This is a genomic window from Streptomyces sp. 7N604, from assembly GCF_052245475.1.
GTDB lineage: Bacteria > Actinomycetota > Actinomycetes > Streptomycetales > Streptomycetaceae > Streptomyces.
Window position 1 is genome coordinate 38,207 of sequence record NZ_JBQQBX010000033.1, and the last position, 26,058, is coordinate 64,264.

Genomic DNA, 26,058 nt, shown 5'->3' on the forward strand with positions numbered 1-26,058 from the left:
TTCCATGCAGCAGATAGTGCTGGGCGACGTCAGCATCACCCGCGTCGAGGAGTTCTACGGCCCTGTCGAGATGACGCCCGAGGTTTTCTTCCCGGAGACTCCGAAGGAGGCGTGGGAGGAGAATACGTCCTGGCTGGCCCCGGATTTCCTGGACTTGGACAGCAATATTGTGCAGTCCGCGATTCAGACCTGGGTCCTGCGCAGTGAAGACAAGACCATTCTCGTCGACACCGGTGTCGGCAATCACAAGTACCGGCCGTATGCGCCGGTGTGGAGCTACCTGGACACCGACTTCCTGGGCAATCTCGCCAGGGCCGGCGTGCGGCCGGAGGACGTCGACATCGTGGTCAACACCCATCTGCACATTGACCACGTCGGCTGGAACACCTACCTCGACGGCCGGCAGTGGGTGCCGACGTTCCCCAATGCCACCTATCTGATGCCGGAGCGGGACTTCGAGTTCTGGAACCCGGAGAATGAGCAGAAGCCGCTGCTCGGGCGAGGCAACCAGAACGTCTTCGCGGACTCAGTCGCGCCCATCCACGAGGCCGGCAAGACGCTGCTGTGGGACGGCAGTTACGACATCGACGCCAACCTGCGTCTGGAACTCGCCCCAGGGCACACCCCCGGATCGTCCGTGCTCGCCCTGAACTCCAAGGGAGACCGCGCACTTTTCGTCGGGGACCTGCTGCACAGCCCGGTGCAGATTCTGGAGCCGGACGGCAACAGCTGCTTCTGCGAGGACCCGGCCGAATCCCGCGCCACGCGCCGCCGCATCCTCGGCCAGTCCGCCGATGACAAGGCCCTGGTCTTCCCCGCCCATCTGGGCGGTCACGGCGCCGCCGAGGTGCAGCGCGACGGCAGCAAGTTCTCCATCAAGGAATGGGCGCCCTTCACCCGCCTGTGACCCTTCACCCGCTTGTGACCCCTCACCCCAGCGACTGCGAAGAAAAGACACCGACGACATGACCAACAACACCGATCCCACTGTGCAGACCGCCCAGGGCGCCGTCCGGGGCCGCCGCGAGGAGGACGCCACTGTCTTCCTCAACATCCCCTACGCCGCACCCCCGCTCGGCGCCGCCCGGTTCTCCCCGCCCACGCCGCACGCGCCGTGGTCCGGAGTCCGGGATGCCACCGTCGCTGGTCCCACCGCACCGCAGCCGAAGCGCGATGCGTTCGGCGACCTCGACATGTCCCCGTACTTCGGTCAGGGCTGGGTTCCGGGCGAGGACTACCTCATCGTCAACGTCTGGACGCCCGACACCGCTCGCGACGACCTGCCGGTGATGGTGTTCGTACATGGCGGCGGATTCGTCGCCGGATCCACCCGGTCGGTGCTCTACGACGGCACGAACTTCGCCCGCGACGAAGTCGTCCTGGTCACCCTCAACTACCGGCTGGGCGTGCCCGGTTTCCTCCACCTCCCCGACGCTCCCGACAACCGGGGCCTGCTGGACGTGATTGCGGCCCTGCGCTGGGTCGAGGAGAACATCGCGGGCTTCGGCGGCGACCCGTCCCAGGTGACGCTCTCCGGTCAGTCGGCCGGCGCCACGATCGTGGGCGGCGTGGTGGCGAGTCCGCAGTCCGATGGCCTCCTCCAGCGCGCGATCATCCAGAGCGGCAGCGGCCTGGGAGCGTTCACCCGGGCTCAGGCGAACCGGGTCACCCAGGCCCTCGCCCAGGCCCTGGGGGTCGCTCCGACGGCCGAGGCCTTCGCATCGGTGCCGGATGAGCGTTTCGTCGAGGCCATGCCCCAACTGGCCGGTACCGACCTCAAGGTCGACGGGCACTTCGACCCGCTGATCGGCCTGAGCGCGTTCAGCCTCGTTCTGGACCAGCAGCCGGCCGAGGCCGTGGCCGCCGGCCGCGGCGCGGGCGTCGACCTGCTCCTCGGCACCACCACCGAGGAAGGCAACCTGTACCTCGCGCCGCTGGGCAACCTGACCCCCTCGACAGCGGATGACGTGTACGCCGCAGCAGCTCGTTCGCACCCCGACCCGGACAAGCTGGTGGAGGTCTACCGCGGTGAACGGCCGGGGGCATCGTCCGGCGCACTGCGGTCCGCCATCATGGCCGACGCCCTGTTCGGCGCGGGAACGCGGCGGCTGGCGGAGGCCCATGCGCAGCACCCCTCATCGCGTACGCACGTCTACGAGTTCGCCTGGCGGTCGCAGGCCCTCGACGGCGAACTCGGCGCAGCGCACACCATGGAACTCCCGTTCGTCTTCGACCGCACCGATCTGCCGCAGCTCCACGGCCCCAAGGCGTTCCTCGGCCCGACCGAGCCCCCGGCCGACCTCGCTTCCCGCGTCCACTCCGCATGGATCCGCTTCGCGAGGACCGGCGACCCGGGCTGGCCGCAGTACGACACCACCCGCCGCACCAGCATGCGCATCGCCGACGCATGGACACAGGTCGACGACCCCAACGCCCAGGTACGGCAGGCCTGGACCTGAGCCCCGGCGGTACTCCCGTGCCGCCACGCCCCCCTCCAAGGACGTCATCGCATGACCAGAACCATCATCAGCGCCGGGCTGCTTCGGCTTCACGCCTGTGCCCCCGAGGCGCCCTACGGGGTGCTCTCGATGATGTCGCGGAGTTGTGAGCGGGCGGTGATGCCCAGCTTGGGGAAGACCCGGTAGAGGTGGGAGCCGACCGTACGCGGCGACAGGAACAGCCTCTCGCCGATCTCACGGTTCGTCAGGCCACGCGCGGCGAGCTGGACGATCTGCTGCTGCTGAGGGCTCAGTTCGGCGAAGGCACTGGGGACGACGGTGCTCGCCTCGATGCCCGCGGCGCGCAGCTCGGCCTGCGTGCGCGCGACCCACGGCCGGGCGCCCAGCCGCTGGAAGGTCTCGAGCGCGGCGGTCAGCAGCGGACGGGCCTCCGTGATGCGGCGCTGCCTGCGGAGCCACTCGGCGTAGTCCAGCCGCGTCTGCGCCTGCTCGAAGGGCCACTGCTCGCCGGTGGAGTCCGCCAGGGCCGCCCGGAAGTACGGTTCGCCGGCCCCGGGATCCGCCAGCAGGGCGCGGCCTCGGTTGATCAGCGCGGCGATCCGCGGCGACATGCCATCGCCGAGGCGGCGCGCCGACCGCTCCAGCACCTCGGAGGCATCCTCCCGCCGCCCACTGCGGGTGGCTGCCGCGGCGAGTTCGGCCAGAACGGTGTACGAGACGTGGTAGTGGACCGGATCGCCGTTGCCGGTGAAGGCGGAGCGGAACTGCTCGTACGCCGTGTCGTAGTCGCCCTCGGCCACGGCGGCCAGGCCCAGGGCGCGCCGCGCGGAGACCGCGATGGAGCGGCTCTCCACCGGATCGACGAGGGCCAGGGCCCGCCCGGCACGCTCGCGCGCGCCCGCCTGATCTCCCTGCAGGGCGAGCACCGTGGCGTCGGTCGCGCACGCGCACGCCTCGGCGTGGTCGAGTCCGGACACCGACGCCACGTCGGCGATGTCGGTGGAGACCTTACGGGCCTGAGCCCACCGCCCCTGCTCCAGGTACGCCCATCCGGCCGCGCCTCCCAGTCCGTCGGGCAGCGGCCCGCGTGCCTGCCAGCGGTCGAATGCCTCGTCGAACGTCCTGACGGCGAGGGCGGTCTCGTCGAGGATCCAGGCAACGATGGCGAGCGCGGTCAGCCATCCCGGGTCGTTCTCCGTCCCGGCGATCAGGCCAGGCAGTACGGGAGCCAGCTGCGCCCTGCTGCTGCTCGGGTCCGAGATGGCCAGCACCCAGGCGCGCAGCGCAGCGCGGGAGGGGTCGTCGGGGATACGGGCCAATACGTCCTGGGTCCACCGGCGTTGGGAATCCTCGCCCGAGTAGTAGCCCACCACTGCCGCCGCGGCCAGTGCGTCCAGTGCCACGGACGACTGCGCGGCCGCCGCCTCGTCCGTGACGCGCGACAGGAGGGCGAACGCCTTCGCATGCTGCTGCGTCATGGCCATGAGCTCCCCGCTCGCCAGCCAAGCACTGCTCACGAGTGACGGATCGTCAGTGGAGGTACGGACCTGGGCGGCCAGGTGCTCGACCCACGTGAGGCGGCCGGTGAAGACTGCCATGGCCGCGGCGTCCGTCAGCAGGCGCGCCCGGTCCTCGCGGTGCGGGCTGAGTTCCGCGGCGCGCTCCAGGGCGGCCGCGGCAGCCGCATAGCCGCCGCGGCGCCGGGCGCGGTCCGCCGTCTCCCGCAGTGCGGCCGACACGCCCTCGTGGGGGTGCAGTGTCGCGGCGGCGAGGTGCCAGGCACGCCGGTCCGGTTCCCCGCGCAACCGCTCGGCGAGGGCCAGATGTGCCTCCCGCCGGGCCTCGAAGGACTCGGAGTGGTAGACCGCCGAGCGGATGAGCGGGTGACGGAAGGAGACTCCAGGGCCGCCCTGGCGTACGAGACCGGCCTGTTCGGCGGGGAGCCACGCCTTGTCGTCCGCTTCGGGCAGGCCGAGCGACGCCGCCGATGCGTCCGCGGCGTCCGCTGCCGCCAGCAACAGCAGGGCTCGGCGGGTGGGTTCGGGCAGGTCCGCCACCTGCCCGGCGTAGATGCGCTCCAGCCGGTCGGTGACCGGCAGTGGGCCCTCCGCGGTTCCGCCCGCCGGGTCCCGGAGCGCCGCGGCGCGGGAAAGTTCCACCAGGGCCAGTGGGTTGCCGACTGCCTGCTCCAGGATCCGCATCCGGGTGCGGCCGCCGGGTGGCGCGGCCTGCAGGTCGAGCAGCCGGTTCGCGGCCTCGGGGCCGAGCGGTCCGAGGGTGAGGCGCTGATATCCCTTGTCGAGCCCGGGCAGCGGATCCGCGGCGCGTACGCCCACCAGCAGGGTGACGGGTTCGCTGTCCATCCGCCGAGCCACGAAGGAGAGCGCGTCCAGCGACGCGCGATCGATCCACTGTGCGTCATCGACCACTACCAGCAGTGGTGCCGGCTCGGCCAGCTCGGACAGCAGCGTCAGCACCGCAAGATCCACGAGCATGGCGTCCGGGGTCTCGGCGGCCTCGCCGAGACCGAAGGCGCCCAGGAGCGCGGAGCGTTGCCGGGAGGGCAGGCTCTCCACCTCGTCCAGCACGGGACGGAGCAACTGGTGGAGACCGGCGAATCCGAGATTCGCCTCGGATTCGCTGCCCACCGCGCGCAGGACTCGCCGGCCCGCGCTGGCCGCTCGGTCGGCCGCGATGTCCAGCAGCATGCTCTTGCCCGCACCGGGATCTCCCGTGAGGATCAGCACTTCGCTGTGGGTCTGATCGGCGTCGACGAGCTGGAAGAGATGTGCGATCTCGGTGTCGCGGCCCACCGCTGGTCCCCCGGGACCAGGCCCCGATCCCTGGCTTTCACGGGCCTTCGCGGGATTTTCCACCGATGCTCCAGGGAATGCGGATTCTCCGATCATTCTCGCAGAGAACTCGACAGCGTCGGTCGGAAACCGCCTGCCACCCGACGGGGGGCGGCGGGGGCCGTCGACGTGTGTGTACGCGCGCACCTGCCGCCGTTCCGCGAACGACGCGGCGGGCGGCGCTGCGGTCGCGGCTGATCACGGGCGGGGGGAGAGAGGCGCCGCCGATCTGGTAGTCGAACCCGGCGTGCACCGGGGGGAGAGACACGGAATCGGGAGACGTCCGGCCCGTGCAGGATGCGAGCAGCGGGGCTGTCACCCCTGCCGTAACTGCTGCGGTGGATGCGCATGAGTGCGCTCCAGATGAAGGAGGGCGCGCCCCCGCCTCGGGCGCTCACAGCGGTCCTGGTGGACGGAGGGCGAAGCCGCCCGGGGGCCGGTCGGCTCGGTCAGGCGGCGGCCCCGCCCCACGTATGGGCAAGTGCGGCCGCCTCGCCCCGGGTCGTGACGCCGAGCTTGCCGAGGATGTTGGCGACGTGGAACTTCACCGTCGACTCGCTGATGTGCAGTTCCTGTGCGATGGCCCGGTTGCGATGGCCCCGGGCGAGATGACCGAGCACCTCCAGTTCGCGAGCGCCCAGCGCGGACAGCGGGTCCGCCTGCCTGGCCTGCTGCGGCCCGTGCGGGGCGAGCGGCACCGTGACCGTCACCGTCGTGCCCCAGCCGGGCACCGCGTCCAGGCCGAGCCCGCCTCCGAGCGCGGCCAGCCGCTCACCGACCCGGCGCGCAGCGAGCGCGTCCCGTGACAGAGCGCCGGGCCCGTCGTCCCGTACCGTCGCGTGCAGTTCACGATCGTCGACCTTCCATCCGACGTGAACGCGCCGCACCGGCTCCGGACCCTGCTCCAGAACGGCGAGCAGCACCGCCCGTACCACGGCTCGCGCAGCGTTCGCAACGTCGGCGGACAGCAGCCGGTCGGCAGCTCCGTCCTTCTCCTCCGGAGGCGCCAGGTCGAGCCGCACCTGGCTGTGGCGCAGCAGTGGCCGCAGCGAGTCGGCCAGCCGCTCGAACGCCTGGCCCGCCGGCTCCTCGACCAGCGCCTGGTCCCGCTCCGCCTCCGCGCGCAGGTCGACCAGCGCGGAGACGGCGAGGTCGACCGCCCTGCCACGGGCCGTCGAGTCGTCGAGCGCACGGCTTCGCAGTACGCCCAGGAGCCCGGTCAGCGTGGCCTCGTGCGCGTCGCCGAGTTCGGCGATGGTTCTGGCCCGGGTGTCCGCCGCGACCCGTGACTGGGCCAGCACTCCCGGCACCGCCTCCGCGGTCATGCGGTCCCGATGCGCGGTCACGAGGTCCCAGAGCGTCTGGGCGAGCGCGGTGACTGCCGGCGGGAGCGCGGAGTCGTCGGTGCGTACGAGAACCAGGAGCGCTCCCCTGGGGACGACGTCGCTGGAGACGGCGAGGACGGGAAGCTCGGTTCCGGCGACACGGGCCCGTCCCTGCCACGGCTGCCCGGCGGGTACGGAGGGGGCGAGCGCGGCCAGTTCGGCGTTCGTGATCCGCCGGTCACCCACCGGGTCGCCGTGGGTCTTGAACGGCGCATAGGTGCACTCGCTGGACAGCTCCGCCACCGCGTGGTGCGGAGCCGGTCCCGCCAGGGCGGCGGAGAGCCGGGGCAGGATCTCGGCCAGCGGCGCCCGGATCACCTCGACGGCCGCTGCCAGAACGGCCGCTGCTCCTGTTTCCGTTCCTGCACCCGTTCCTGCTTCCGCGAACTCCATGGCCGCCAGGTTAAACGCCTCCCCGGCCTGCTCGGCTGTCCTTTCGGCCAGGTACGAACTCTCCGTAAGGATGGCCGGGCGTCAGGTCCCGACGACAGAGGCTTCAGGGAGCCGAGAGGAACTCTCAAGGCACTTGTCGAAGAAACTCTCAACGCAGGGACAGGACGGACATGGAAGCCATCGTCTTCGAGGAATTCGGCGGACCCGAGGTGCTGCGTCTGGCGCAGGCCCCGGAGCCTCACCCGGGACCCGGACAGGTGCGGCTGCGCGTCAAGGCGGCAGCCGTCAACCCCCTCGACTACAAGATTCGCAGCGGCTGGGTGCAGGACGTGTTTCCGACCACGTTCCCCGCGATCCCTGGAATGGAGGCCGCCGGAGTGGTCGACGAGGTCGGCGAGGGCGCCACGCCGGCGGTCGGCGACGAGGTGTTCGGCACCACCGACACCGGCGCCTACGCCACGTACGCCCTCGCCACCGTCGTCGCCCCCAAGCCGGCCGAACTCAGCTGGGAGGAGGCCGCGGCGCTGCCGGTGGCCGCCGAAACGGCGCAGCGCGTCCTCGGCCTGCTCGGCGTCGAGGATGGCGAGACACTGCTGCTGCACGGTGCCGCCGGCGCGGTCGGGACGGCTGCCGTCCAGCTGGCCGTCGCCCTCGGCGCCACCGTCATCGGCACCGCCTCACCGGCCAACCACGACTACGTGCGCTCCCTCGGCGCCATCCCTCTCGCCTACGGCGACGGACTCCTCGGCCGCGTCCGCGCGGTGGCCCCGAAGGGGGTGGACGCGGTCTTCGACGTGGCGGGCAAGGGGGCGCTGAAGGACTCGATCGAGCTGCGCGGCGGTACGCCGGATCGCATCGTCACCATCGCCGACCCGAGTGCTTCCGAGTTCGGGGTCCCCTTCTCCGCGGGAGCCCAGCGCGCCCCTGAGGCACTCGCCGAGCAGGCCCGCCTCGCCGTACAGGGCAGGCTCAGGATCCCGGTCGACCGGATCTTTCCGCTCGCGGACGCGGCCGAGGCCCAGGCGGTGAGCGAGGCCGCGCATGTACGCGGCAAGCTCGTGCTGCGCCCGTAGTACGGACACCATGGCCCGTGGGCCGGCCCCGGCGGTGGTCGCCGGGGCGGGCCCCTCGCCGTTCGAGGACAACTGAGGGCAACTATTGGGCGGCGCCAGTGATCACGCCGCACCCGGACCAGCGGACGTGCCCGTCCGTCAAAGGGGCCGACCTCGACCACCTCACCCGGCTGCGGCAGTCGGCTCGCGCTGCGAGCGCCGACGAGGCGCTGATCCTCTCTCCGGACGGCCGAGTGCGCGAAGGCTCCACACGCTACGCCTCCGCCGAGCCGTGGGGCGAGCGTGCCTCATCGGGCCCCGCGACCGGAGAGGGGTACGGGTAGAAGCGGCGGGCCTGTTGATGGTCGCCGCCGTGATGCAGTACGTGGACTGCGCGCAGAACATCGCCGCGGGGGCCCCGAGTTGCCCTGTAGCACTGCAAACCGCCTATGCATCAAGGTAGTTGGAGGGCACAGGCGAGTTCCCGGTGATGCGTAGGATTCCGCACACCATCGAGTGATCGTTCCCACATGGAGGAGAGCGCATGGCAGCGCACGGATCCGCCGGCCACGACACGGGGAGCGGCGCCGCCGGTACGTGGGCTGATCGCGACCTGCGGCAGGACAAGCCCCACAGCGCCCGCATGTACGACTTCTACCTCGGTGGCAAGGACAACTACCCCGCCGACCGCGAGGCCGCCGCCAAGGTCGTCACGGCGTTCCCGGGGATCAAGGTGTGCGCGCGTGCCAACAGGGCCTTCATGCACCGCGCGACCCGGCTGCTCGCCCGGCGCGGTATCCACCAGTGGCTCGACATCGGAACGGGCATCCCGACCAGCCCCAATCTGCACGAGGTGGCCCAGGCCGTCGCGCCCGACGCGCGCGTCGTCTACGTGGACAACGACCCGATCGTGCTCGCCCACGCCAACGCGCTGCTCATCAGCTCGGACGAGGGCCGCACCGCGTACATCGAGGCCGACGTCCTCGATCCGGAGAGCATTCTGACGGCTCCTCAGCTGACCGGAACGCTGGATCTGACCCAGCCGGTCGCGCTCAGCCTCAACGCGCTCATGCACTTCGTGCCCGATGAGCAGGCCCCTTACGGAATCGTCGACCGCCTCATGTCCGCGCTGCCGTCCGGCTCCGCGCTCGCGCTGTCGCACTGCACCCAGGACTTCGACCCCGACACCTGGCAGCGGGTCGTCGATATATACATCAGCAGCGGCACCCCCGCGCAGCTCCGCGGCAAAACCGAGGTCGAGGGGTTCTTCAAGGGCCTGGACATGGTCGGGCCGGGCGTCGAGGTCGCGCATCGCTGGTACCCCGACGAGGGCACGGACGCCACCGTGGCCACGGGCGGGGTCACCGACGCCGAGGTCAGCCTGTGGGCCGGCGTGGGCTTCAAGCCGTGACCGCCGGCGGGGCGTGACCATCGGGCGGGGCATAACCACCGGCGGGGCACGACCACCGGCGGGGCACGACCACCGGCGGGGCGTGACCGCCGCGGGGTGCCGGTCCGTCAGGGCTTACGGGCCACGCCCGCCCAGTAGTAGGCGGCGTTGGGGTCGGTCGGCCGGTCGTCCTCCGGGTGCCAGCTCATCACCGGCACGACTCCGGGGGCGACGAGTCCCCAGTCGCCGAAGAACCTCTCGACCTGGCCCCGGTCGCGCGGGACGAGGGTCATGTGGCCCTGTTCCGCGGCTCGGACGACCTCGGCCATCGCCGACGGGTTGAAGTCCTGGCTGGGGTGGGAGATGGCGACCTGGCTGCCCGGCGGAAGGGCGTCGAAAAGGGTGGCGGTGCTCGCCCACGGATCGTCCTCGTCGCCGAGAAGCATGAGGATCGCGACCAGCAGCAGCCCGACGGGCCGGTCGAGGTCGAGTGCGGCCTTGAGGGCGGGCGCTTCGAGGATCTGGTCCGGATGCCTCAGATCCGCCTGCAGGTATACGGTTCTGGGCTGCTCGCCGTCGGTCATCCGGGTCCGGGCGTGGGCCTGTGCGTGGGCGTGCACGATCGGGTCGTTGTCCACGCACACGACGCGGCTGTCGGGCGCGATGATCTCGGTGACGGAGTGGGTGTCGCCCGCGGCCGGGATGCCGGTGCCGATGTCGAGGAACTGGCGTATGCCCGCCTCTGCCATGGAGCGCACGGCCCGGCCGAGGAATCTGCGGTTCTCCCGGGCCATGGTCCTGATGCTGGGAATCGCCTGCTCGAAGGCCTGGCCCAGGGCCCTGTCGGCGGCGAAGTTGCTGCTGCCGCCGAGCCAGTAGTCGTACATCCGGGCGGAGTGCGGCACGCTGGTGTCGATCGTGGGCGGGGTGGTCTGATCATGAGTCATGTAGCCCAATGTGCACGATCAGTGCCGGGGCGGCTACCGGAATGGAACCGAAATCCGGGCACGGGCGTAAAGGAGCGCGGGGCCCTCACGAGTGCGGGCGTAACGGGCCACGGTTGTACGGGAGTTGGGCCCGTGCTGCGGCCTCGCGGGCCGCGCGGTCACAGCACCTTCCAGCGCACCAGCGCGCCCAGCATCAGCGCTCCGGGAAGCAGTGGCAGCCACACCGTGATGAGCCGGAAGGCCAGAACCGCCGCCGTGGCCACGGCCGCAGGAGCACCGACCGTGATCAGCGCGAGGGCGAGTGCTGCGTCAACGGACCCGATGCCGCCCGGTGTCGGGACCGCGGCGGCCATGACGCTGGCCGCGAGGTAGGCGACCGCCACGTGCATCGCCGGAACCGGCAGGTGGAGCGAGAGGCCGACCGCCACAAGGCCTAAGGCCTGCAGAGCCGGAAAGGCCAGCGATCCGCCCCAGAGGGCTAGGACGCGGGCCGGCCTGGCGTGGATGGAGCGCGCCTCGCTGAGGGCGGTGCTCAGAAAGGTCCTGACGACTCTGCGCAGGGGGCGTACGGCGGCGATCACCAGGAGCGCCGCGGCGAGGAGTACCCCGCCCGTCATGGCCAGCGACGTCAGGGCCCCGCCCGGCACCAGGTGCCCGATCCGCAGCGCGTGCGGAAACGCGGCGAGCAGCGACAGCAGCAGAGCCACCCGCGCGACGGACTCGGCGAGGAGATAGAGGGCCAGCGCGGCCGAGGAGCGGGCGGGCGGCAGGCCGCAGACGGACATGAACCGGAGATTCACCGCTCCCGCGCCGAGGCCCGACGGCAGCAGGTGGTTGGCGGACGAGGCGGCGAACTGCGTGGCCAGCAGACGGGCCGGGGGCAGCCGCTCGACCACGGCACCCTGCCGCGCGAAGGCCGCGGCGATCCAGGCCATTCCGGTGGCCGCGGCGGCCGCCACGAGCCAGGAGCGGTCGGCGGCCAGCATCCGGAGGACGCCCTCCTCGACGACGGGCCAGGACCATACGGCCCACGCGGCCACGGCCACGACCGGGACGAGGCAGGCAATCTCGCGCAGCGGAAGCCGCCGCCACCGGGGAGCCGTTTCTGTCGCCATGGTGGGTACAGGCTCAACGCGCCGGGCCAACAGCGGGCGACGGGCGGCCGACGGGCGGCCGACGTACGGAGGTCGCCGAGGTGGCGGTGCGACGCTGGGCCCGGATCACGACGGGGACGACGCGGACGACAGGGACGCTGTCGAGGCGGCCGCCGGTCCCGAAGGCTGTGCGGTCGCGGGCGTCCCGAACACGACGGGGACACCGGGGGAGTAGAGCACGCTGCACGGCGGCCCCTGCGGAGCGGCGAGACCCGCGGCCCGTATCAGGTCCTCTTCGAGGTGGTGGACGCGGGCCGTGTGGAGAGGCCATGCGGGGTGCGCGTTGGGGAGGTGGAGGGTGCGTCCGTACCAGTCGACGTGCAGCCCCCAGCGCGCGGTGAGAAACGACTCGAGCTCGCCCGGCCGCTCCAGCTTCCCGCCGATCTCCACGGATATGCGGTACTTCCTGGGGCGTTCCGGGGGCAGGCGCCGCCCGGTGTAGGTGAGCCGGCTGCCGTCCCGGGTGATGCTCATGGATGACCAGAGGTAGGGCAGCCGGAACCCGGCCCGGCCGCTGAGGACCGGCAGCAGGCGGGCCGCGTCGAGGCTCCGGAAGACGACTCCGCGCCGCCCTTGGCCGTCCACGCTGTAGAGCCGCACGTTCGTCTCCGGGAAGGTGCCCAGATAGGGGAGAGCCGGGCGGCGGCCGATGGACACCCGCTCCATGCGGAACGGCACGAGACCGACGTACGTCGTGCCGTCGAGGACATCGGGGCGTATGCCGCGCGGCAGCAGGGGCGCGACGGCGTCCGGGTCGGCCGGCCAGTGCAGGAACGTCACATCGGTCCACCACTGCGTCAGGATCGGTCGGCGGATGGTGTGGGGCGCTGTCGCGGTCAGGGGGGCGGGGCCGGGGCCGGCATCACGTTCACGGTGTTCCATCGGACCGGCTCCAATTCGGCTGCGGGGGGCGGCATGTCGAGCCGGGCCAATGTATCCGGCAGCAGCACAGCGATTCCGCCTCGGCTGCTGTCGATGCCGCAGCGCCGACGCCCGGTCACATGCCAACCTTCCCCCGTGCACGGGGAATTGAAGTGCCCGTCATACGTGATGCTGCACCGGGAGCCGGGCCCTGGTGCAGCGTCACGTAGGGCGGGACAGCGTCACGTATCGCGCGTCAGCGCTCGCAGCGCGAGTGGTGACCCACCGCGGCCAGCAGCAGTCCGATGGGGACCAGGGGCCCGGGTGCGTGCCAGTCGGGGGCCGCGGCCCAGTGCGGGCCCGGCGGTTCCCGGCGAAGCCGCCCCGGCACTCCGATGAAGGTGTGACAGTCGAGCCTCTCCGTGTGCTCCGCGCGCCAGAACGCGGTGGTGCCGGCGGGGACGAGGAAATACAGCCGGGGCTGCGGACCCCAGGTGTCGTGGATGACGAAGTGGCGGTCCGAGGCGGGCAGCGCGTGGAACACGTCGAGACCCAGCGCTTCGGGCATGCGCACCACGTCCCACCAGACGCCGACCGGCACGCTGCGGATGACATCACCCGGCGGTAGCCACGCCCTGAGCGTTCCGGCGGTATCCGGCGACGCGTCGTGACCCGGGGGGACCGCGTCCCGGCTCCACGAGGACGGGTGGCTTTCGGTGGCGGCCATGATGTGACCTCCTCACGCTTCCCATGCATGGGGCCATGCATGGGGCCTTCATCAGGGAGTACGGACCTGACGGCGCCCGGTTCACCGATCGGCAGCGCGACCGGGGAAAAGCGGCGAATTCGGGAGCCGGTGGAGGAATCCGCGATCGAGGCGTACGGGCCTGGGCAGGAAGTACCGGCGGGCAGGTGCTCCGGGCGCCTGGACGACGACGCGAACCCGGACGCCGTCCGCAGCGTCTATCAGCCCGACGACGTCGCACCGAGGGATACAGCCATTGCCCTACCAAAGCCTGCAAACCGCCACCGATCTCCCCGCACCCGCCGCCCGCGCCCGCGCCCAGGATCCGGTCAAGCGGACGTACGCGCGACGCGCGATATGGTCCGCGACAGCCGTCTGGGCCCTCACCCGGCTGTGGTTGGTCTCCGCCGCGCTGGAGATCGGCCCGTTCCACCAGCCCGGCGGTCTCGACCGGTCGGTCGACGAGTTCTATCCGCGCTGGTTCGCGGTGCTGAGCGGCGGCGCCTTCCCGGCACACGACGTCACCTGGCAGTACCCGCCCGGCGCCGCCGCCCCGATTCTCGCTCCGGGCCTGGTCCCGTTCCTGGACTACGGCCACGCCTTCGTCGTGCTGTGCGCGCTCTGCGACGCCGCGGTGCTGGCCGGGCTGCTCTATGCGGCCACCCGCCGCGGCAGTTCGATGGCGGGCCCCTGGCTCTGGATAGCCGGCCTCTCCCTCCTGGGCACCGTGCCGTGGCGGCGCTTCGACGTGATGGTGACCGCGATCGCGATGGCCGCGCTGATCGCCGCCGCCTCCCGGAAGGCATGGGCCGACCGGGTCTTCGGGGCGCTGACCGCCGTCGGCGCGATGATCAAGGTATGGCCGGTGCTGCTGCTCGCCGGTACGGGCAGGGGTGGCCGAACGCGTACGGCCGTCACGTACGCGGCGGTGGCCGCTGCCGTGTCGGCGGCCTGCCTCGCGCTGACCATGCCGCACGCCTTCTCCTTCCTCAGCGGGCAGAAGGAGCGGGGGATACAGATCGAGTCGGTGGGCTCGCTGCCGTTCCACGTGGCCCGCCACTTCGGGTGGAGCGGCGGCTGGGCCGAGAGGTACGGCTCGCACGAGTTCGTCGGCCCCGGTGTGCAGTGGGTGGTCTGGGGCAGCCAGGCGCTGTCGGTGCTCGCCCTGGGCTGGCTGCTGTGGTGGCGTACGCGCTCGGACCGGGCGGCGGTACGGGTCCTTCCGGACGCGGCGCTGACCGCGGTGCTGCTGTTCGTGGTGACCAGCCGGGTGATCAGCCCGCAGTACATGGTCTGGCTGGTCGGTCTGGCCGCGGTGTGTCTGCTGCGTCCGGCCACCACCCAGCGCCCGGTGGCCTGGCTGCTCCTCGCCGCCTGCGTGTTCACGGTGGCCGAGTTCCCGTTCCTCTACGCCCAGCTCCGCGCGGACGCCGACCCGTTGGCCATCGCCGTGCTGTACGCCCGCAATCTGCTGCTGCTCGCCGCCGCGGGACTCTCCGCATGGCGCCTGTGGCGGGCGACGGCCGGCGCGCATCGGGCGGACCACCGCGCCTGCGGTGGGCTTGCCCCCTGACGCGCCCTCCCTCTGGGGACACCTCCCGGGCCGCTGGGCGCAGGGGGACTACCGCTGGGCGGGGGGTGCCCCCACCGGTACCGGGCGTCGGCGCCGCGATCGACGCCTCCCCGGGTGAACCTCCCCCCGTGACGCTGCGTTCCCTCCTTCCGGCGGCAGCCTTCACACAGCCGTCTGTCGATCGGTGACCCGGGGGAGGAGGAACACAGCCATGCGCGGATACGAGACCGCCGCGATCGGGGCCGTCTCGATTCCCCTCGTCGTGACGGGAATCCTGCTGGCCGGATCGATGGGGGACCCGCCGGAGGCGGGAGACCGTCCGGCAGAGCACCCGAGGATCCAGATCGGTCAGACGTGCGCGTCCCCGCGCGATCGCGGACTGGAAATCTCGTGCGGCACCGTCGCATTCGGCGACACGCGCTTCAACTGCGCCCGAGTGCATGGGGAAAAGTGCCCGAAAACGCGATCCCTCACGGTGCGGAATGTCGGCCGGGCGCCGGTCAGGATCATTGTGATCAGCGGTTCGGGGCCCGGCGAGCGCAACGAATCCACCACGCCGGCCCTCGAGACGGGGAAAGAGGCGGCGCTGCACCCCGGGACGGGGGACTCCTTCCTCTTCGACATCGTCGTGCGGTCGGAAGGCGGCCGAAGCCCCGGCAGGATTCGCATCATCAGCATTGCCTGACGCCCGGGTAGTACATGTATCGACCGTATCGACGGTATCGACCCAGGAGAAGAACCTTCATGCGACACCGACGCACTCGCGCAGCGGCACTCGCGGCAACCGTGATCGCGAGCCTCGCCACCGGCTGCTCCGACCAGGACGAGGCCACGGAGGCGGTCGCGTCGTTCCTCTCCGCCTGGGCCGCGGGGGATGAGGAGAAGGCCGCCTCCTTCACCGACGACCCGAACACGGCCAAGGCCGAGCTGGCCCGCCTCGACGAGGAACTGGGCGTCGGCAAGGCGCAGTTCACGCCGGGGAAGAGGAAGGACGGGAAGAAGGAAGGAAGGGCGAGCGTCGCGTTCCGGGCCCGGCTCACACTTGACGGGGCGGGTACGTGGACGTACGGGTCCGCCGCCGAGGTATGGGAGTCCGACGGCGACTGGAAGGTCCACTTCGCCCCCACCCTCCTGCACCCGGAGCTGACGGAGCCCGGGAGCCGCCTGGTGCGCTACCGCGACCTGGCCCCCCGCGCCGGGATCCTGGCCGCGGACGGCACCAACCTCGCACCCGAGACCACCGTGTGGAACATCAGCATCTGGCCCGCCAAGCTCTCCGACCCCGACCGCGCCTACCGGGCCCTGGAAGACCCCGACCTCGGCGTCGACATCGACACCGACGCGCTCAAGTCCCGTGTGGACGCGGCGAAGCCGGATCAGGCCGTCCCCGTGATCACCCTCAGGGACGAGGTGTACAGAAAGGTGCGCGAGAAGCTGCTGCCCGTACCCGGGTTCCAGTTCCGCGACCACAAGCGTGCGGTGGCCACGACCGCGAAGCCGCTGATCGGAAGCGTCCTGCCCGCCACGACCGAGACGTTGAAGAACGCCGGGCCGGCCGCGGAGAACTCCGACGAGGTCGGTGCCACGGGGCTGCAGTACCGCTACCAGAAGCAGCTCGCCGGCACCGCCACCATCGCGGTCCGCGTCCTCAACGAGGTGCAGGAAGCGGGCCCCGCCCTCTACCGCAGCAAGGGGAAGGCGGGCACGCCGATCGAGACCACTATCGATCCGAAGGCCCAGCGGGCGGCCGAGGCGGCCCTCGCGAAGGTGGGGAAGAAGAAGGCCGCTCTCGTGGCCCTGCGCCCCGGCACCGGCGAGATCCTGGCCGTCGCGAACACCCCCGACTCCGCGGAGAACCGGGCACTCAGCGGCCGCTACGCACCCGGGTCCACCTTCAAGGTGATCACGACGGCGGCGCTGCTGCGGAACGGGGTCACGCCGGACAGCGCCGTGCCCTGTCCCCGCACGGTCAGCGTCGGCGGCCAGAAATACCAGAACCAGGACGAATTCGATCTGCCTTCGGGCACGACGTTCCGCAAGGACTTCGCCCAGTCCTGCAACACGGCCTTCATCGGGCTGCGCGGCAGGATCGGGGACGGAGGACTGACGGACGCTGCCGGGCAGTTCGGCATCGGCGGGGAGTGGGACGCGGGGGCCGCCACGTTCGACGGCAGCGTGCCGGAGGCCGCGGACGAGAACGAGAAGGCGGCGGACATGATCGGGCAGGGGAGGGTCGAGGCCAGCCCGCTCGTCATGGCGTCCGTCGCCGCCACCGTCCAGTCGGGCACGTTCAGGCAGCCCGTACTGGTCCCGGGCGCCGTGAAGAACAAGCACAAGGCCGCGAAGGCGCTGGACCCGGACGTCGCGCGGCAACTGCGCACGCTGATGGGCGCCGTCGTGACCGAGGGCTCGGGGAAGGCGCTGCGCGGCATCTCCGGGAGCCCGGCGGCCAAGACCGGCACGGCCGAGTTCGGCACCGAGAATCCACCGCGCACGCACGCCTGGATGATCGGCTTCCGCGGTGACCTGGCCTTCGCGGTCCTCGTGGAGGACGGCGGCTCGGGCGGCAAGAACGCGGGCCCGGTGGCGGCGGAGTTCCTGCGCGGTCTCGACTGAGGCGAGGCGGCCGGCCTGAGGCGCGCGCCGACGTCGTGTGCTGCGCCGACGAAGGACGCTCGTGCTGAAGCCGCTCGTGCCGAGGAGCCGACCGGTGCGGAGCCGCCGCCACCCCGGTGAACCAACCCTGCCGGGCGTACGTCACCCGGGCAGGAGACTCGTGGCGCGCGGAAGGGGCGAGTGAACGATGACACAGGGCGAGGGGTTCGCATGAACCCTGCACCGGAGCACGATCCGGAACTCCTCGGGTCACTCGCCGCGTACGCTCTGGGCGCGCTGGAGCAGGAGGACGCGCGGGCCATGGAGGCGCACCTCGCGACGTGCGCTCCCTGCAACTGCGAGCTCGCCGAACTGCGCGAACTGCGTGCCGTGCTGAGCACCGCCCCGCTGGACCGGGTGCTGCCCGACGCGCCGCCACCGCAGGTCAGTGAGGCTCTGGTGCAGCGGACGGAACAGGCCGTGCGGGAGCAGAGCCCCGCCCGTACGCGGCTGCGGTCACGGGCCGTCCGGCCGGTGGTCGCGGCCGCGGTGGCGGTCCTCGGACTCGGCGGCGCGGTGCTCGTGGGGCGCGCCACATCACCCGACCATGGCGGCCCGGTGGTGGCGCAGTCGACGGCGCGTACGGCGACCAGCGCGCCATCGGCCGCGCCATCGGCTCCCGTGAAGGTCGCGTCGAGGACCGACCCGCGCACTGGCGCGCGCATCGTGGTCAACGTGACCCCGGCCGCGGGGTGGATCCGCCTCAACGCCTCCGTGGCCGGTGTCCCGGCCGGTGAGAAGTGCCGCCTCGTGGTCGTCGCGCGGGACGGCACCCGCGAGGTCGCGGTGAGCTGGCTGGTCTCCCCGGCGGATGAGAAGAACGGCAGCAACCTCGACGGCGGAGCCGCCGTCGCTCTGGAGAGGGTCAGGGCCGTCGAGGTGCGGAACGCCCAGGGCAAGACCCTCGTGACCGTGCCGGTCTAGGAGCCCACCACGCGGCGAAGCCGGATATGGCCCGCAGCCGGGAAGGGGGCGGGGCAGCGGAACAATCCGCCCGCCCCGCATGACGACCGCCTTCGTCGACCTGTTGGCGGCCCGCGCGTGCGTACTCCCGCCACACGTCCGCGCCGTCATCGGCCCGGCCGCCCAGGAGCCGGAACGAGAGAGCTGAGGACCCCGCGGATCCCGGGCCAGGCCGGTGAACCCGGGTTCCGCCTCCCCGCGTAGTAGGCCATGAGGCCTCACCGCACCCGTCCACGCGCGCGTGAACCGGGCGTACGGGCCGCTACGTTCCGCAGAGTCGTTCCGAAGGGGTAGAGGAATGCCGGAGAAACCCACAGCCATCCCCGCGGGCATCGATCCGGCGGCGCCCGCGGAGGAGCACCTCGACATCGTCTGGCGGGGCACGCGGGGCTCGCGCTTGATGAAGGCCGGCCGCCTGGCCGTGGAACTGCTCAGCATCACGCTGGGGTTGCAGTCGGGCGACAGCGTCCAGCCGACGGGGGTCGACCTCCGCTGGCGCGGAGGAGAGCTGATCATCAGCTACGACTACGGCGAGGACGTCGAGGGTGCCCGACGGCACACCACCGTCCTGCAGCGCCGCCTCTCCGCCTGCTCCGTCGCCGAGTTCCTCGCTCTCCTGCGAGACCCGCGAGCCGATCGGGAATGCAGCCCGAAGGCCGCCTGAGGGGACGCTGTTGACAGACCCGGCGCGATGTCTACTTCAGGATCCCCCTACGGGGATTCGGTGACAGCGTCGGTGGCCACCCTGGCGGCGGTTTCCACCTGTTGGACGCCGGGATCCATGGCCCGCTGGTCGTCCGAGACGACGGCGACCAGTAGCCGGTGCCCGTCGTGGCGGACTTCGCCGATGCTGTTGACCACCCACAGCCCCGTGGCACTGCGAGGCAGCCATCCGTTCTTCAGCGCCGGGGTGGTCCCCGGGTCGGCGGCCGCCGACACGCCCCATGCCTGGTCGCGCTCCACCCGGGTCATCAGACCGTGGGCATACGCGCGGTTCTGGGGGGTGAGCGGGGAGTGGCTCGTCGTGATCGCCCTGAGCAGGCTGAGCTGGTCGGATGCGGTGGTGGTCGTCAGGCCCCAGGACGTGCCCGGTGTGGTCTCGACGAGCCCGAGTTGCCGGTTGGCCTCGGCCAGGCCGTCGGGTCCACCGATCCGCTGCCAGAGGTAGGTGGCGGCGTCGTTGTCGCTGACCTTGATCATGCGCTCGGCGTTCTCCCGCTCGACAGGGGTCAGCGCTCGCCCCTCCCGCTGAGCCTGCAGCAGAAGGGCCGCGAGAATGTCGAGCTTCACGATGCTCGCGGTGGCGAACCTGTGGTCCGTCGGCGCGTATTGGCCGGCTGCCCCGGTATCCAGATCGACGACGGCGACGGAGAGATTGCCGGAGGCGGTCGCCCCGGCGTTCCGCAGCGCGGCAGCGATCGCCGCGTCGGAGCTGCCCGCGGCGGCGGCAGAGGCACCGGGCGCGGCTATCGCCATCGGGAGGAGGGCCGCCGCCAGGGCGGATATCGATGCGGTTCTTCCGAAGAGTCCCACGCTCTCGTGCCTTTCTGGATGCTGCTCACTCAAGCGCTGGTGACGTACCGGGCGCGCCCGGGAGGCACGCACGGCTGACGATCTTTGTCCCGACCTGTCCGTGAACGCGGCGAATGCGCAGATCAGGGGCATCCAGCAGGTTGCTCAGGCCCTCCTGCCCCGCCTTCCGGGCCCGACGCGGCGCGGCTCCGGATGTGGCAGGCCTCACAGCCGCCGGCCGCGCCCCGTGCACGGCTCGTACGGAGAGAGCGCCAACCGCATCTCCGATGAACCGGCTGCCGCGGTGGCACCGTCTCTGCATGGGGAGTCCGGGGAGTCCGGGGAGTCCGGGGAGTCCGGGGAGTCCGGGCAGGCCGGGGCACCCGGACCGATGGCGCTGAGGAGTCGACGCGTGAACATCACCGCGGGCCTGCGGGACAGCGCCCGGATGCTCGGCGCGGGCCGCACCCCGAGCTGGCCCGCCGCCACCGCGGGCGCGGGGATCGGGGCGCAGATCGATCACGTTCTCGTCAGCGACACCCTCCGCCCCCGGACCGCCCGCTTCCTCGCCCTCGAAGGCACCGACCACCGCGCCCTCCTGGTCACCCTCGACCTCCACGACCCCAGGTGACGCGGAGTTCCGTCAACACCGCTGTGAATCGGCGGCGGGTATGAACGACGTCATGCCCGCCCCTGGCGAGGCCGTCGACCCCAGCAGGCAGGCCGGAGACGGCCGGTCGTGACTGCGCAGGGCGTCGGCCAGCCGCGGATTCTCCAGGTGGGCCGTGGCGTCCGCCGCGGACAGGGTGATGGTGATGAGGAAGTCGGTCGCGGCGAACCCAGTAGCACCAGTACGAAGAGCTTGCCCTGCCAGAAGGGCAGCAGCCGCTCCAGCATGGAGATCGAGCCCTGGCCGTGCGGGCTTCTCCTGCGCCACCCTGCGGTACACCGGCAGCGCACCGGCGAGCGTGATCACCAGAGCACCACCGTCGCCACCGGGGACAGCAGCCCCGCCGCCAGAGCGGCGACGCCCGGCTGTAGCCCAGGGTCGAGAAGTAGTCGAGACCGGTCAGGCACATCACCTGCGACCATGACGACGGCTACACGGGGGAGCGTAGACGCAGGTCAGCCCGGACGGCGCCCGCGGCGCATCGGCAGCCGTACGCCCCGTGGGGCCGGCGCACCGGCACGGCGCCGGCCGGCCGGTGACCGGCCGCCAACTCGCCCCCGGGGCACGGCCGTGCGGTGTGTCCGGCATGATGACAGCGACGATCAGGAGGCAGAGCGTGAGTGAGAGCAGTGGGCACGCGGAGCTTGCCAGGAATGCCGGGGGTCTCGCGCACAACGCCCGGGTCTGGAACTACTGGCTGGGCGGTACCGACTACCACCTCGTGGACCGCGAGGTCGGCGACCAGGTGACCGCCATGTACCCCACCATCGGCGAGGTGGCCCGCGCCGACCGCGCGTTCCTCGGCCGCGCCGTGCGGTATCTGGCCGGTGAAGCCGGGATCCGGCAGTTCCTGGACATCGGAACCGGTCTGCCCACCGTCGACAACACCCACGAGGTCGCCCAGCGGGTCGCCCCGCAATCCCGGATCGTCTACGTCGACAACGACCCCATCGTGCTGGCGCACGCCCGCGACCTGCTCACCAGCTCCGCCGAGGGCGCCACCGACTACGTCGACGCCGACGCGCACGACCCGGACGCGATCCTGCACGCGGCCGCCCGCACGCTGGACTTCGACCGGCCCGTGGCCGTCATGATGCTGGGCATCCTGAACTTCATCCCGGACACCGACGACGCCAAGGCGATCGTGGACCGGCTGCTCGAGGCCGTGCCCGCCGGCAGCCACCTGGCCATGACCCACCCCACCCTGGAACTCGGCGGCGAGGCGAACGCCGCCGCCATGCGGTTCTGGAATGACAACGCCACGCCCCCGATCGTCGCCCGCAGCAAGGCGGACATGGTCCGCTTCTTCGACCGGCTGGAGATTCTGGAGCCGGGCATCGTGTCCTGCTCGCGCTGGCGGCTCGACGCCGGGCCGGCGGACGGGTCCGAGGGCGTGGCCCAGTACGGCGTGGTCGGCCGGAAGCCCTGAGCGCCGCCGCAGCGGCGCCCCGCGGCGCCGGTCTGAAGCCGTTCGGGTGGTGATACGGGTCGGCTGCCCCCGGGTGGGTGTCGTGGGGGAGCGTCACACCGTTGGCCTCATGTGACCGTCCCCCGTGTTCGACCGTGGTTCCTGCCGCCCGGCCTGGCGGCGTGGCTCATGGCAGAGACGCCTGCCGGGCCGACCACTCCGCAGCCCTGCGCAGGCGGCGACCCGCAGCCCGTCACTCCCGCCGCGACAGAAGCGGCCGCGGGTGAAGAGGGCGCTGCGCCGCCCGCGACGTAACCCGAGTGCAGGACCCACGGTGGCCACGCCACGTGGTCGTTCGAATACGAAATGTGGCGATCTGCGGCGATTGGTCATAGCTTCGGGGCCATGATGAAACGCCAGATCACATGCCTCGGATGGACAACAGCACTGATAGTCACGGGACTGGGTGCGGCCGCACCGGCCGACGCGGGCACCGTGACCAAAGCCGCGGAGCGCACCCTCGTCGTGCGCCCAGGGCAGTCGATCCAGAAGGCGGTGGACGCCGCAAGACCGGGCGACACCGTCCTCATCCGCCCCGGCACCTACCGGCAGAGCGTCACGGTCACCACATCGGGCCTGACCATTCGCGGGTCGGGCGCGCGGACCGTGCTCACGGGCGCGGCCAAGCGCGCTGCGGACGCCTGCGGCAAGGCCGGCAACGGAATCTGCGTCCTGGGTACGTCGAACCGGCGCATCGAGAACGTACGCATCCGCTCTCTGACCCTTCGCGACTACAAGAAGAACGGGCTCTGGGCCTCCCATACCGACCGGCTGAGCGTTCAGCGGGTGAGCGCCCGGGACAACGGCCAGTGGGGACTGGCACAAGAGAGGTCCACCCGGGGTGACTTCCGGCGCAACGCCGCCCGGGACAACAAGGACGCGGGCATCTTCATCGCCAACACGGTGGACCGCGAGGGCGGCGCCATCGACACCCAGGGCGCGTCGATCAGCAGGAACCGCCTCTCGGGTAACCGGATCGGCGTCACCGTACGCCGCGTCAGGAACCTCACGGTCCAGCGCAACATCATCAACGGGAACTGCGGCGGCGTGTTCGTCGTGGGCGATGAAGGTAACCCGCCGGCCGGGGACTTGACCGTCCGCCACAACGTCGTCGAGCGGAACAACAAGTACTGCCCCGGCAACACCCGCCTTCCCTACATCCAGGGCTCCGGGATCGTCCTCACCGGCTCGGAAGAGACGCTGGTGACCAGGAACGTCGTCCGGGACAACGAGGGCGCATCACCGCTGTCCGGCGGAATTGTCCTGTTCAAGAGCTTCGTGGGCGCGCGCAACCAGCGCAATGTCATCAGCTACAACGTGGCGCTGGGCAACGAGCCCGCGGACCTGGTCGACCAGGACCCGGGAACGAACAACCGATTCATCCGCAACGTGTGCCGGGTGTCCAAGCCCCCCGGCCTGTGCCTGCAGCCGTAGTGCCGTTGTGAGCTTCACCGGAAGAATGGAAGCGGAATGACCACGGTAAGTTCCACCCCTCAGCCGGCCATGCGACTGCGGGAGCTGGTGTTCGGGGCGGCATGCGCCGCAGCCGTACGCGCGGCGGCGCGACTGGGTGTCGCGGACGCGCTGGGCGAGGAGCCCGCCGACGTGGAGGAGCTGGCCGCCGCGGTGAAGGCCGAACCGCGGCCGCTGCGGCGGCTGCTCCGCACCCTGTCCTGCTACGGGATCTTCGACGAGACCGAGGACGGGCGCTACATCCACACCGACATGTCCCGGCTGCTGCGGGACGACGCCCCGAACAGCCTGCGGTACATCTCCCTGTGGTGCACCGAGCCCTGGACCTGGGACGCCTGGCCCCGCCTCGACGAGGCGGTGCGCTCCGGCAGCAGTGTCTTCCAGGACCTGTACGGCAAGGAGTTCTTCGACTACCTGCACCAGGACGCGCCGGAGTCGGCCCAGGTGTTCAACCGGGCCATGACCACCTCCAGCAGGCAGTCCGCGGATGACCTCGCGGAGCTCCTCGACCTCACCGGAGTGTCGTCGGTCGCGGACATCGGGGGCGGGCAGGGGCATGTCCTCGCCAGTCTGCTGGAGAAGCATCCGGCGCTGCGGGGGACTCTGCTCGACCTGCCCAGAGTGGTGGAGAATGCGGATCCGCGCCTCAGGGACGGCGGCCCGCTCGCCGCGCGGGCCACGATCCTTCCCGGCGACTGCCGCCGTGAGATCCCCGTCCAGGCGGACATGTACATCATCAAGAACATCCTGGAGTGGGACGACGACAGCACCCGCAGCACCTTGCGCAACGTCGTCGCCGCCGCACGCCCGGGTGCCAGAGTCCTGGTCATCGAGAACCTCGTCGACGACAGTCCCTCGATGAAGTTCACCACCGCCATGGACCTGCTGCTCCTGCTCAACGTCGGCGGCGCGAAGCACTCCAAGGAGAGCCTGGTCGGCCGGATGACGGAAGCCGGTCTGCGGGTCGGCGACATCCGCCCGGTCAACGCCTATCTGCACGCGTTCGACAGCACCGTGGCCGACTGAACAAGGCGACTGACAGACACAACCAACAGAAACGGCTGACCGCCGGGGAAAATGTCCCGGCGGTCAGTCGTTTCTGTTGGTTGTGTCTGTCAGTCTTATGCGGCATCCGCTTCGTCCGCGCGGCTCTCACCGCCGAGCAGCTTTCCGACCAGTCCCGTGGTGTGCGCCGCGGCGCGGAATTCCGGGTGTGCCAGCGCTCGCCGCAGGAACCCGATCGTGGTGCGTACGCCGTGGCCCTCCACCCGGAACTCCTCCAGCGCGCGGTCCATACGGGCCAGCGCCTGCTCCCGGTCCGGCGCCCAGACGACCGTCTTGGCCAGCAGCGAGTCGTAGTCGGGGCCCACCAGCCAGTCCGGAAAACAGTGCGTGTCGACGCGTACGAAAGGGCCTGCCGGGGGCACGAATTCGGTCAGGCGGCCGGGCGTGGGGGCGAAATCCCGCTCCGGATCCTCGGCGTTGACCCGGCACTCCACCGCGACACCGCGACGTACGACGTCCTCCTGGCGTACGTTCAGCGGCAGACCGGCGGCGATGAGGATCTGCTCACGGACGATGTCGATTCCGGTGAGCATCTCGGTGACCGGATGCTCGACCTGGAGCCGGCAGTTGATCTCCATCAGAAAGTACTCGTCGGACGGCGTCACGACGAACTCGAACGTGCCGGCCCCGGTGTATCCGGCGGCCACGGCGCCCCGTACGGCCGACTCGCACATCGCCGTGCGCAGTTCCTCCGGCAGATTCGGCGCCGGAGCCTCCTCGATCAGCTTCTGGTGCCGCCGCTGCACGGAGCAGTCGCGCTCGCCGAGGTGGACCGCCGCGCCGTGCCGGTCGCAGAGCACCTGGACTTCGACGTGGCGGGCGTCGTCGATGAACCGCTCCAGATAGACGCGGTCGTCACCGAAGACCACGCGCGCGTGCGCCCGGGTCTCCCGGTACGCGGACAGCAGGTCGTCGGGGTCGCGTACGACGGCCATGCCCCGCCCTCCCCCGCCCGCCACGGCCTTGAAGATCACGGGGTAGCCGGTCTGCTGCGCGATCTCCTTCGCCTCCGTGGGAGTTGTCACCGCGTCGACGCTGCCGGGCAGCACGGGCAGGCCCGCCTCGGCCATCGCCGCGCGGGCCGCTGCCTTGTCGCCGAGCCGCTGGATGACCTGCGGGGGCGGACCGATGAAAGTGATGCCGTTCGTCTCGCAGATCTCGGCGAAGTCGGGGTCCTCGGAAAGAAATCCGTATCCGGGATGGATGGCCTGGGCTCCGGAGAGCCTGGCCGCCTCGATGATCGCGGGGGCGTTGAGATAACTGGCCTTCGAAGGCGAGTGGCCGATGTGCACGGCTTCGTCGGCGAAGCGCACCACGGCCGAGTCGAGGTCCGCGGTGGAGTACACCGCCACCGTACGGATCCCGATTTCGCGGCAGGCCCGGGCGATCCGCAGGGCGATCTCTCCGCGGTTGGCGATGAGTACGGTGCTGAACATCGGGA

At 71.3% G+C, this 26,058-nt stretch carries 21 protein-coding genes and 2 pseudogenes; 14 read left to right on the top strand and 9 right to left on the bottom strand.

Annotated features, from left to right (window positions below; translation table 11 throughout):
• Positions 1-4: 4 nt before the first annotated feature.
• The gene (locus tag ACTWP8_RS30565; RefSeq protein WP_443325325.1) at positions 5-907 is read left to right on the top strand and encodes an MBL fold metallo-hydrolase; all 903 of its coding nucleotides are present in this window, start codon (positions 5-7) and stop codon (positions 905-907) included.
• Positions 908-965: 58 nt separating this feature from the next.
• Positions 966-2,459 (top strand): carboxylesterase/lipase family protein, encoded by a 1,494-nt coding sequence (locus ACTWP8_RS30570; protein WP_443325326.1) that lies wholly within the window; start codon positions 966-968, stop codon positions 2,457-2,459.
• A gap of 113 nt (positions 2,460-2,572) precedes the next feature.
• On the opposite strand, the gene ACTWP8_RS30575 is transcribed toward ACTWP8_RS30570, so the two are convergent.
• Both ACTWP8_RS30575 and ACTWP8_RS30580 read right to left on the bottom strand, forming a co-directional pair.
• Positions 2,573-5,368: an AAA family ATPase gene (locus ACTWP8_RS30575; RefSeq protein WP_443325327.1), complete on the bottom strand. Its 2,796-nt coding sequence runs from the start codon at positions 5,366-5,368 to the stop codon at positions 2,573-2,575.
• A gap of 392 nt (positions 5,369-5,760) precedes the next feature.
• On the bottom strand, positions 5,761-7,089 hold the full coding sequence (locus tag ACTWP8_RS30580) for a LuxR C-terminal-related transcriptional regulator (RefSeq protein ID WP_443325328.1): 1,329 nt from the start codon (positions 7,087-7,089) through the stop codon (positions 5,761-5,763).
• A 170-nt stretch (positions 7,090-7,259) separates the two neighbouring features.
• On the opposite strand from ACTWP8_RS30580, the gene ACTWP8_RS30585 reads away from it, so the two are divergent.
• The 3 genes from ACTWP8_RS30585 to ACTWP8_RS30595 all read left to right on the top strand — a co-directional run bounded on the left by ACTWP8_RS30585 (position 7,260) and on the right by ACTWP8_RS30595 (position 9,552).
• Positions 7,260-8,162, top strand: coding sequence for an NADP-dependent oxidoreductase (locus ACTWP8_RS30585; protein WP_443325329.1), 903 nt, complete (start codon positions 7,260-7,262; stop codon positions 8,160-8,162).
• A 98-nt stretch (positions 8,163-8,260) separates the two neighbouring features.
• The gene (locus ACTWP8_RS30590; protein ID WP_443325330.1) at positions 8,261-8,485 is read left to right on the top strand and encodes a hypothetical protein; all 225 of its coding nucleotides are present in this window, start codon (positions 8,261-8,263) and stop codon (positions 8,483-8,485) included.
• A 200-nt stretch (positions 8,486-8,685) separates the two neighbouring features.
• On the top strand, positions 8,686-9,552 hold the full coding sequence (locus tag ACTWP8_RS30595; protein WP_443325331.1) for an SAM-dependent methyltransferase: 867 nt from the start codon (positions 8,686-8,688) through the stop codon (positions 9,550-9,552).
• Between the two features lie 107 nt (positions 9,553-9,659).
• On the opposite strand, the gene ACTWP8_RS30600 is transcribed toward ACTWP8_RS30595, so the two are convergent.
• The 4 genes from ACTWP8_RS30600 to ACTWP8_RS30615 all read right to left on the bottom strand — a co-directional run bounded on the left by ACTWP8_RS30600 (position 9,660) and on the right by ACTWP8_RS30615 (position 13,220).
• A complete protein-coding gene (locus ACTWP8_RS30600; protein ID WP_443325332.1) occupies positions 9,660-10,478 on the bottom strand; it encodes an SAM-dependent methyltransferase in 819 nt (272 codons plus the stop codon).
• 158 nt (positions 10,479-10,636) lie between these two features.
• A complete protein-coding gene (locus tag ACTWP8_RS30605; protein WP_443325333.1) occupies positions 10,637-11,593 on the bottom strand; it encodes a lysylphosphatidylglycerol synthase transmembrane domain-containing protein in 957 nt (318 codons plus the stop codon).
• Between the two features lie 105 nt (positions 11,594-11,698).
• A complete protein-coding gene (locus ACTWP8_RS30610; RefSeq protein ID WP_443325334.1) occupies positions 11,699-12,514 on the bottom strand; it encodes a YqjF family protein in 816 nt (271 codons plus the stop codon).
• A 235-nt stretch (positions 12,515-12,749) separates the two neighbouring features.
• The gene (locus tag ACTWP8_RS30615; RefSeq protein ID WP_443325335.1) at positions 12,750-13,220 is read right to left on the bottom strand and encodes a hypothetical protein; all 471 of its coding nucleotides are present in this window, start codon (positions 13,218-13,220) and stop codon (positions 12,750-12,752) included.
• Positions 13,221-13,494: 274 nt separating this feature from the next.
• On the opposite strand from ACTWP8_RS30615, the gene ACTWP8_RS30620 reads away from it, so the two are divergent.
• The 5 genes from ACTWP8_RS30620 (at position 13,495) to ACTWP8_RS30640 (ending at position 19,093) form a co-directional block, all read left to right on the top strand.
• Positions 13,495-14,811, top strand: coding sequence for a glycosyltransferase 87 family protein (locus ACTWP8_RS30620; RefSeq protein WP_443325336.1), 1,317 nt, complete (start codon positions 13,495-13,497; stop codon positions 14,809-14,811).
• A 211-nt stretch (positions 14,812-15,022) separates the two neighbouring features.
• Entirely contained in the window at positions 15,023-15,496 is a 474-nt protein-coding gene (locus ACTWP8_RS30625) for a hypothetical protein (protein WP_443325337.1), read from the top strand.
• Between the two features lie 59 nt (positions 15,497-15,555).
• The gene (locus ACTWP8_RS30630) at positions 15,556-17,427 is read left to right on the top strand and encodes a penicillin-binding transpeptidase domain-containing protein (protein ID WP_443325338.1); all 1,872 of its coding nucleotides are present in this window, start codon (positions 15,556-15,558) and stop codon (positions 17,425-17,427) included.
• A 210-nt stretch (positions 17,428-17,637) separates the two neighbouring features.
• Complete coding sequence (locus ACTWP8_RS30635) at positions 17,638-18,390, top strand: anti-sigma factor family protein (RefSeq protein WP_443325339.1); 753 nt, start codon at positions 17,638-17,640, stop codon at positions 18,388-18,390.
• Positions 18,391-18,727: 337 nt separating this feature from the next.
• The gene (locus ACTWP8_RS30640) at positions 18,728-19,093 is read left to right on the top strand and encodes a hypothetical protein (RefSeq protein WP_443325340.1); all 366 of its coding nucleotides are present in this window, start codon (positions 18,728-18,730) and stop codon (positions 19,091-19,093) included.
• 47 nt (positions 19,094-19,140) lie between these two features.
• Here ACTWP8_RS30640 and ACTWP8_RS30645 read toward each other — a convergent pair whose 3' ends face one another.
• Positions 19,141-19,962, bottom strand: coding sequence for a serine hydrolase (locus tag ACTWP8_RS30645; RefSeq protein WP_443325341.1), 822 nt, complete (start codon positions 19,960-19,962; stop codon positions 19,141-19,143).
• A gap of 397 nt (positions 19,963-20,359) precedes the next feature.
• Here ACTWP8_RS30645 and ACTWP8_RS30650 point away from each other — a divergent pair.
• Positions 20,360-20,572: pseudogene (locus ACTWP8_RS30650) on the top strand (endonuclease/exonuclease/phosphatase family protein); the annotation flags it as partial.
• 105 nt (positions 20,573-20,677) lie between these two features.
• Here ACTWP8_RS30650 and ACTWP8_RS30655 read toward each other — a convergent pair.
• A pseudogene (locus ACTWP8_RS30655) lies at positions 20,678-21,020 on the bottom strand (amino acid transporter); the annotation flags it as partial.
• Between the two features lie 180 nt (positions 21,021-21,200).
• On the opposite strand from ACTWP8_RS30655, the gene ACTWP8_RS30660 reads away from it, so the two are divergent.
• From ACTWP8_RS30660 to ACTWP8_RS30670, 3 genes are all read left to right on the top strand, one after another.
• Positions 21,201-22,040 carry an SAM-dependent methyltransferase gene (locus ACTWP8_RS30660; protein WP_443325371.1) on the top strand — a complete coding sequence of 280 codons (840 nt, stop codon included), beginning with the start codon at positions 21,201-21,203 and terminating at the stop codon, positions 22,038-22,040.
• Positions 22,041-22,424: 384 nt separating this feature from the next.
• The gene (locus ACTWP8_RS30665; RefSeq protein WP_443325342.1) at positions 22,425-23,513 is read left to right on the top strand and encodes a right-handed parallel beta-helix repeat-containing protein; all 1,089 of its coding nucleotides are present in this window, start codon (positions 22,425-22,427) and stop codon (positions 23,511-23,513) included.
• A gap of 36 nt (positions 23,514-23,549) precedes the next feature.
• Positions 23,550-24,578 carry a methyltransferase gene (locus tag ACTWP8_RS30670; RefSeq protein ID WP_443325344.1) on the top strand — a complete coding sequence of 343 codons (1,029 nt, stop codon included), beginning with the start codon at positions 23,550-23,552 and terminating at the stop codon, positions 24,576-24,578.
• Between the two features lie 95 nt (positions 24,579-24,673).
• Here ACTWP8_RS30670 and ACTWP8_RS30675 read toward each other — a convergent pair whose 3' ends face one another.
• On the bottom strand, positions 24,674-26,053 hold the full coding sequence (locus ACTWP8_RS30675) for an acetyl-CoA carboxylase biotin carboxylase subunit (RefSeq protein ID WP_443325345.1): 1,380 nt from the start codon (positions 26,051-26,053) through the stop codon (positions 24,674-24,676).
• Positions 26,054-26,058 lie beyond the last annotated feature (5 nt).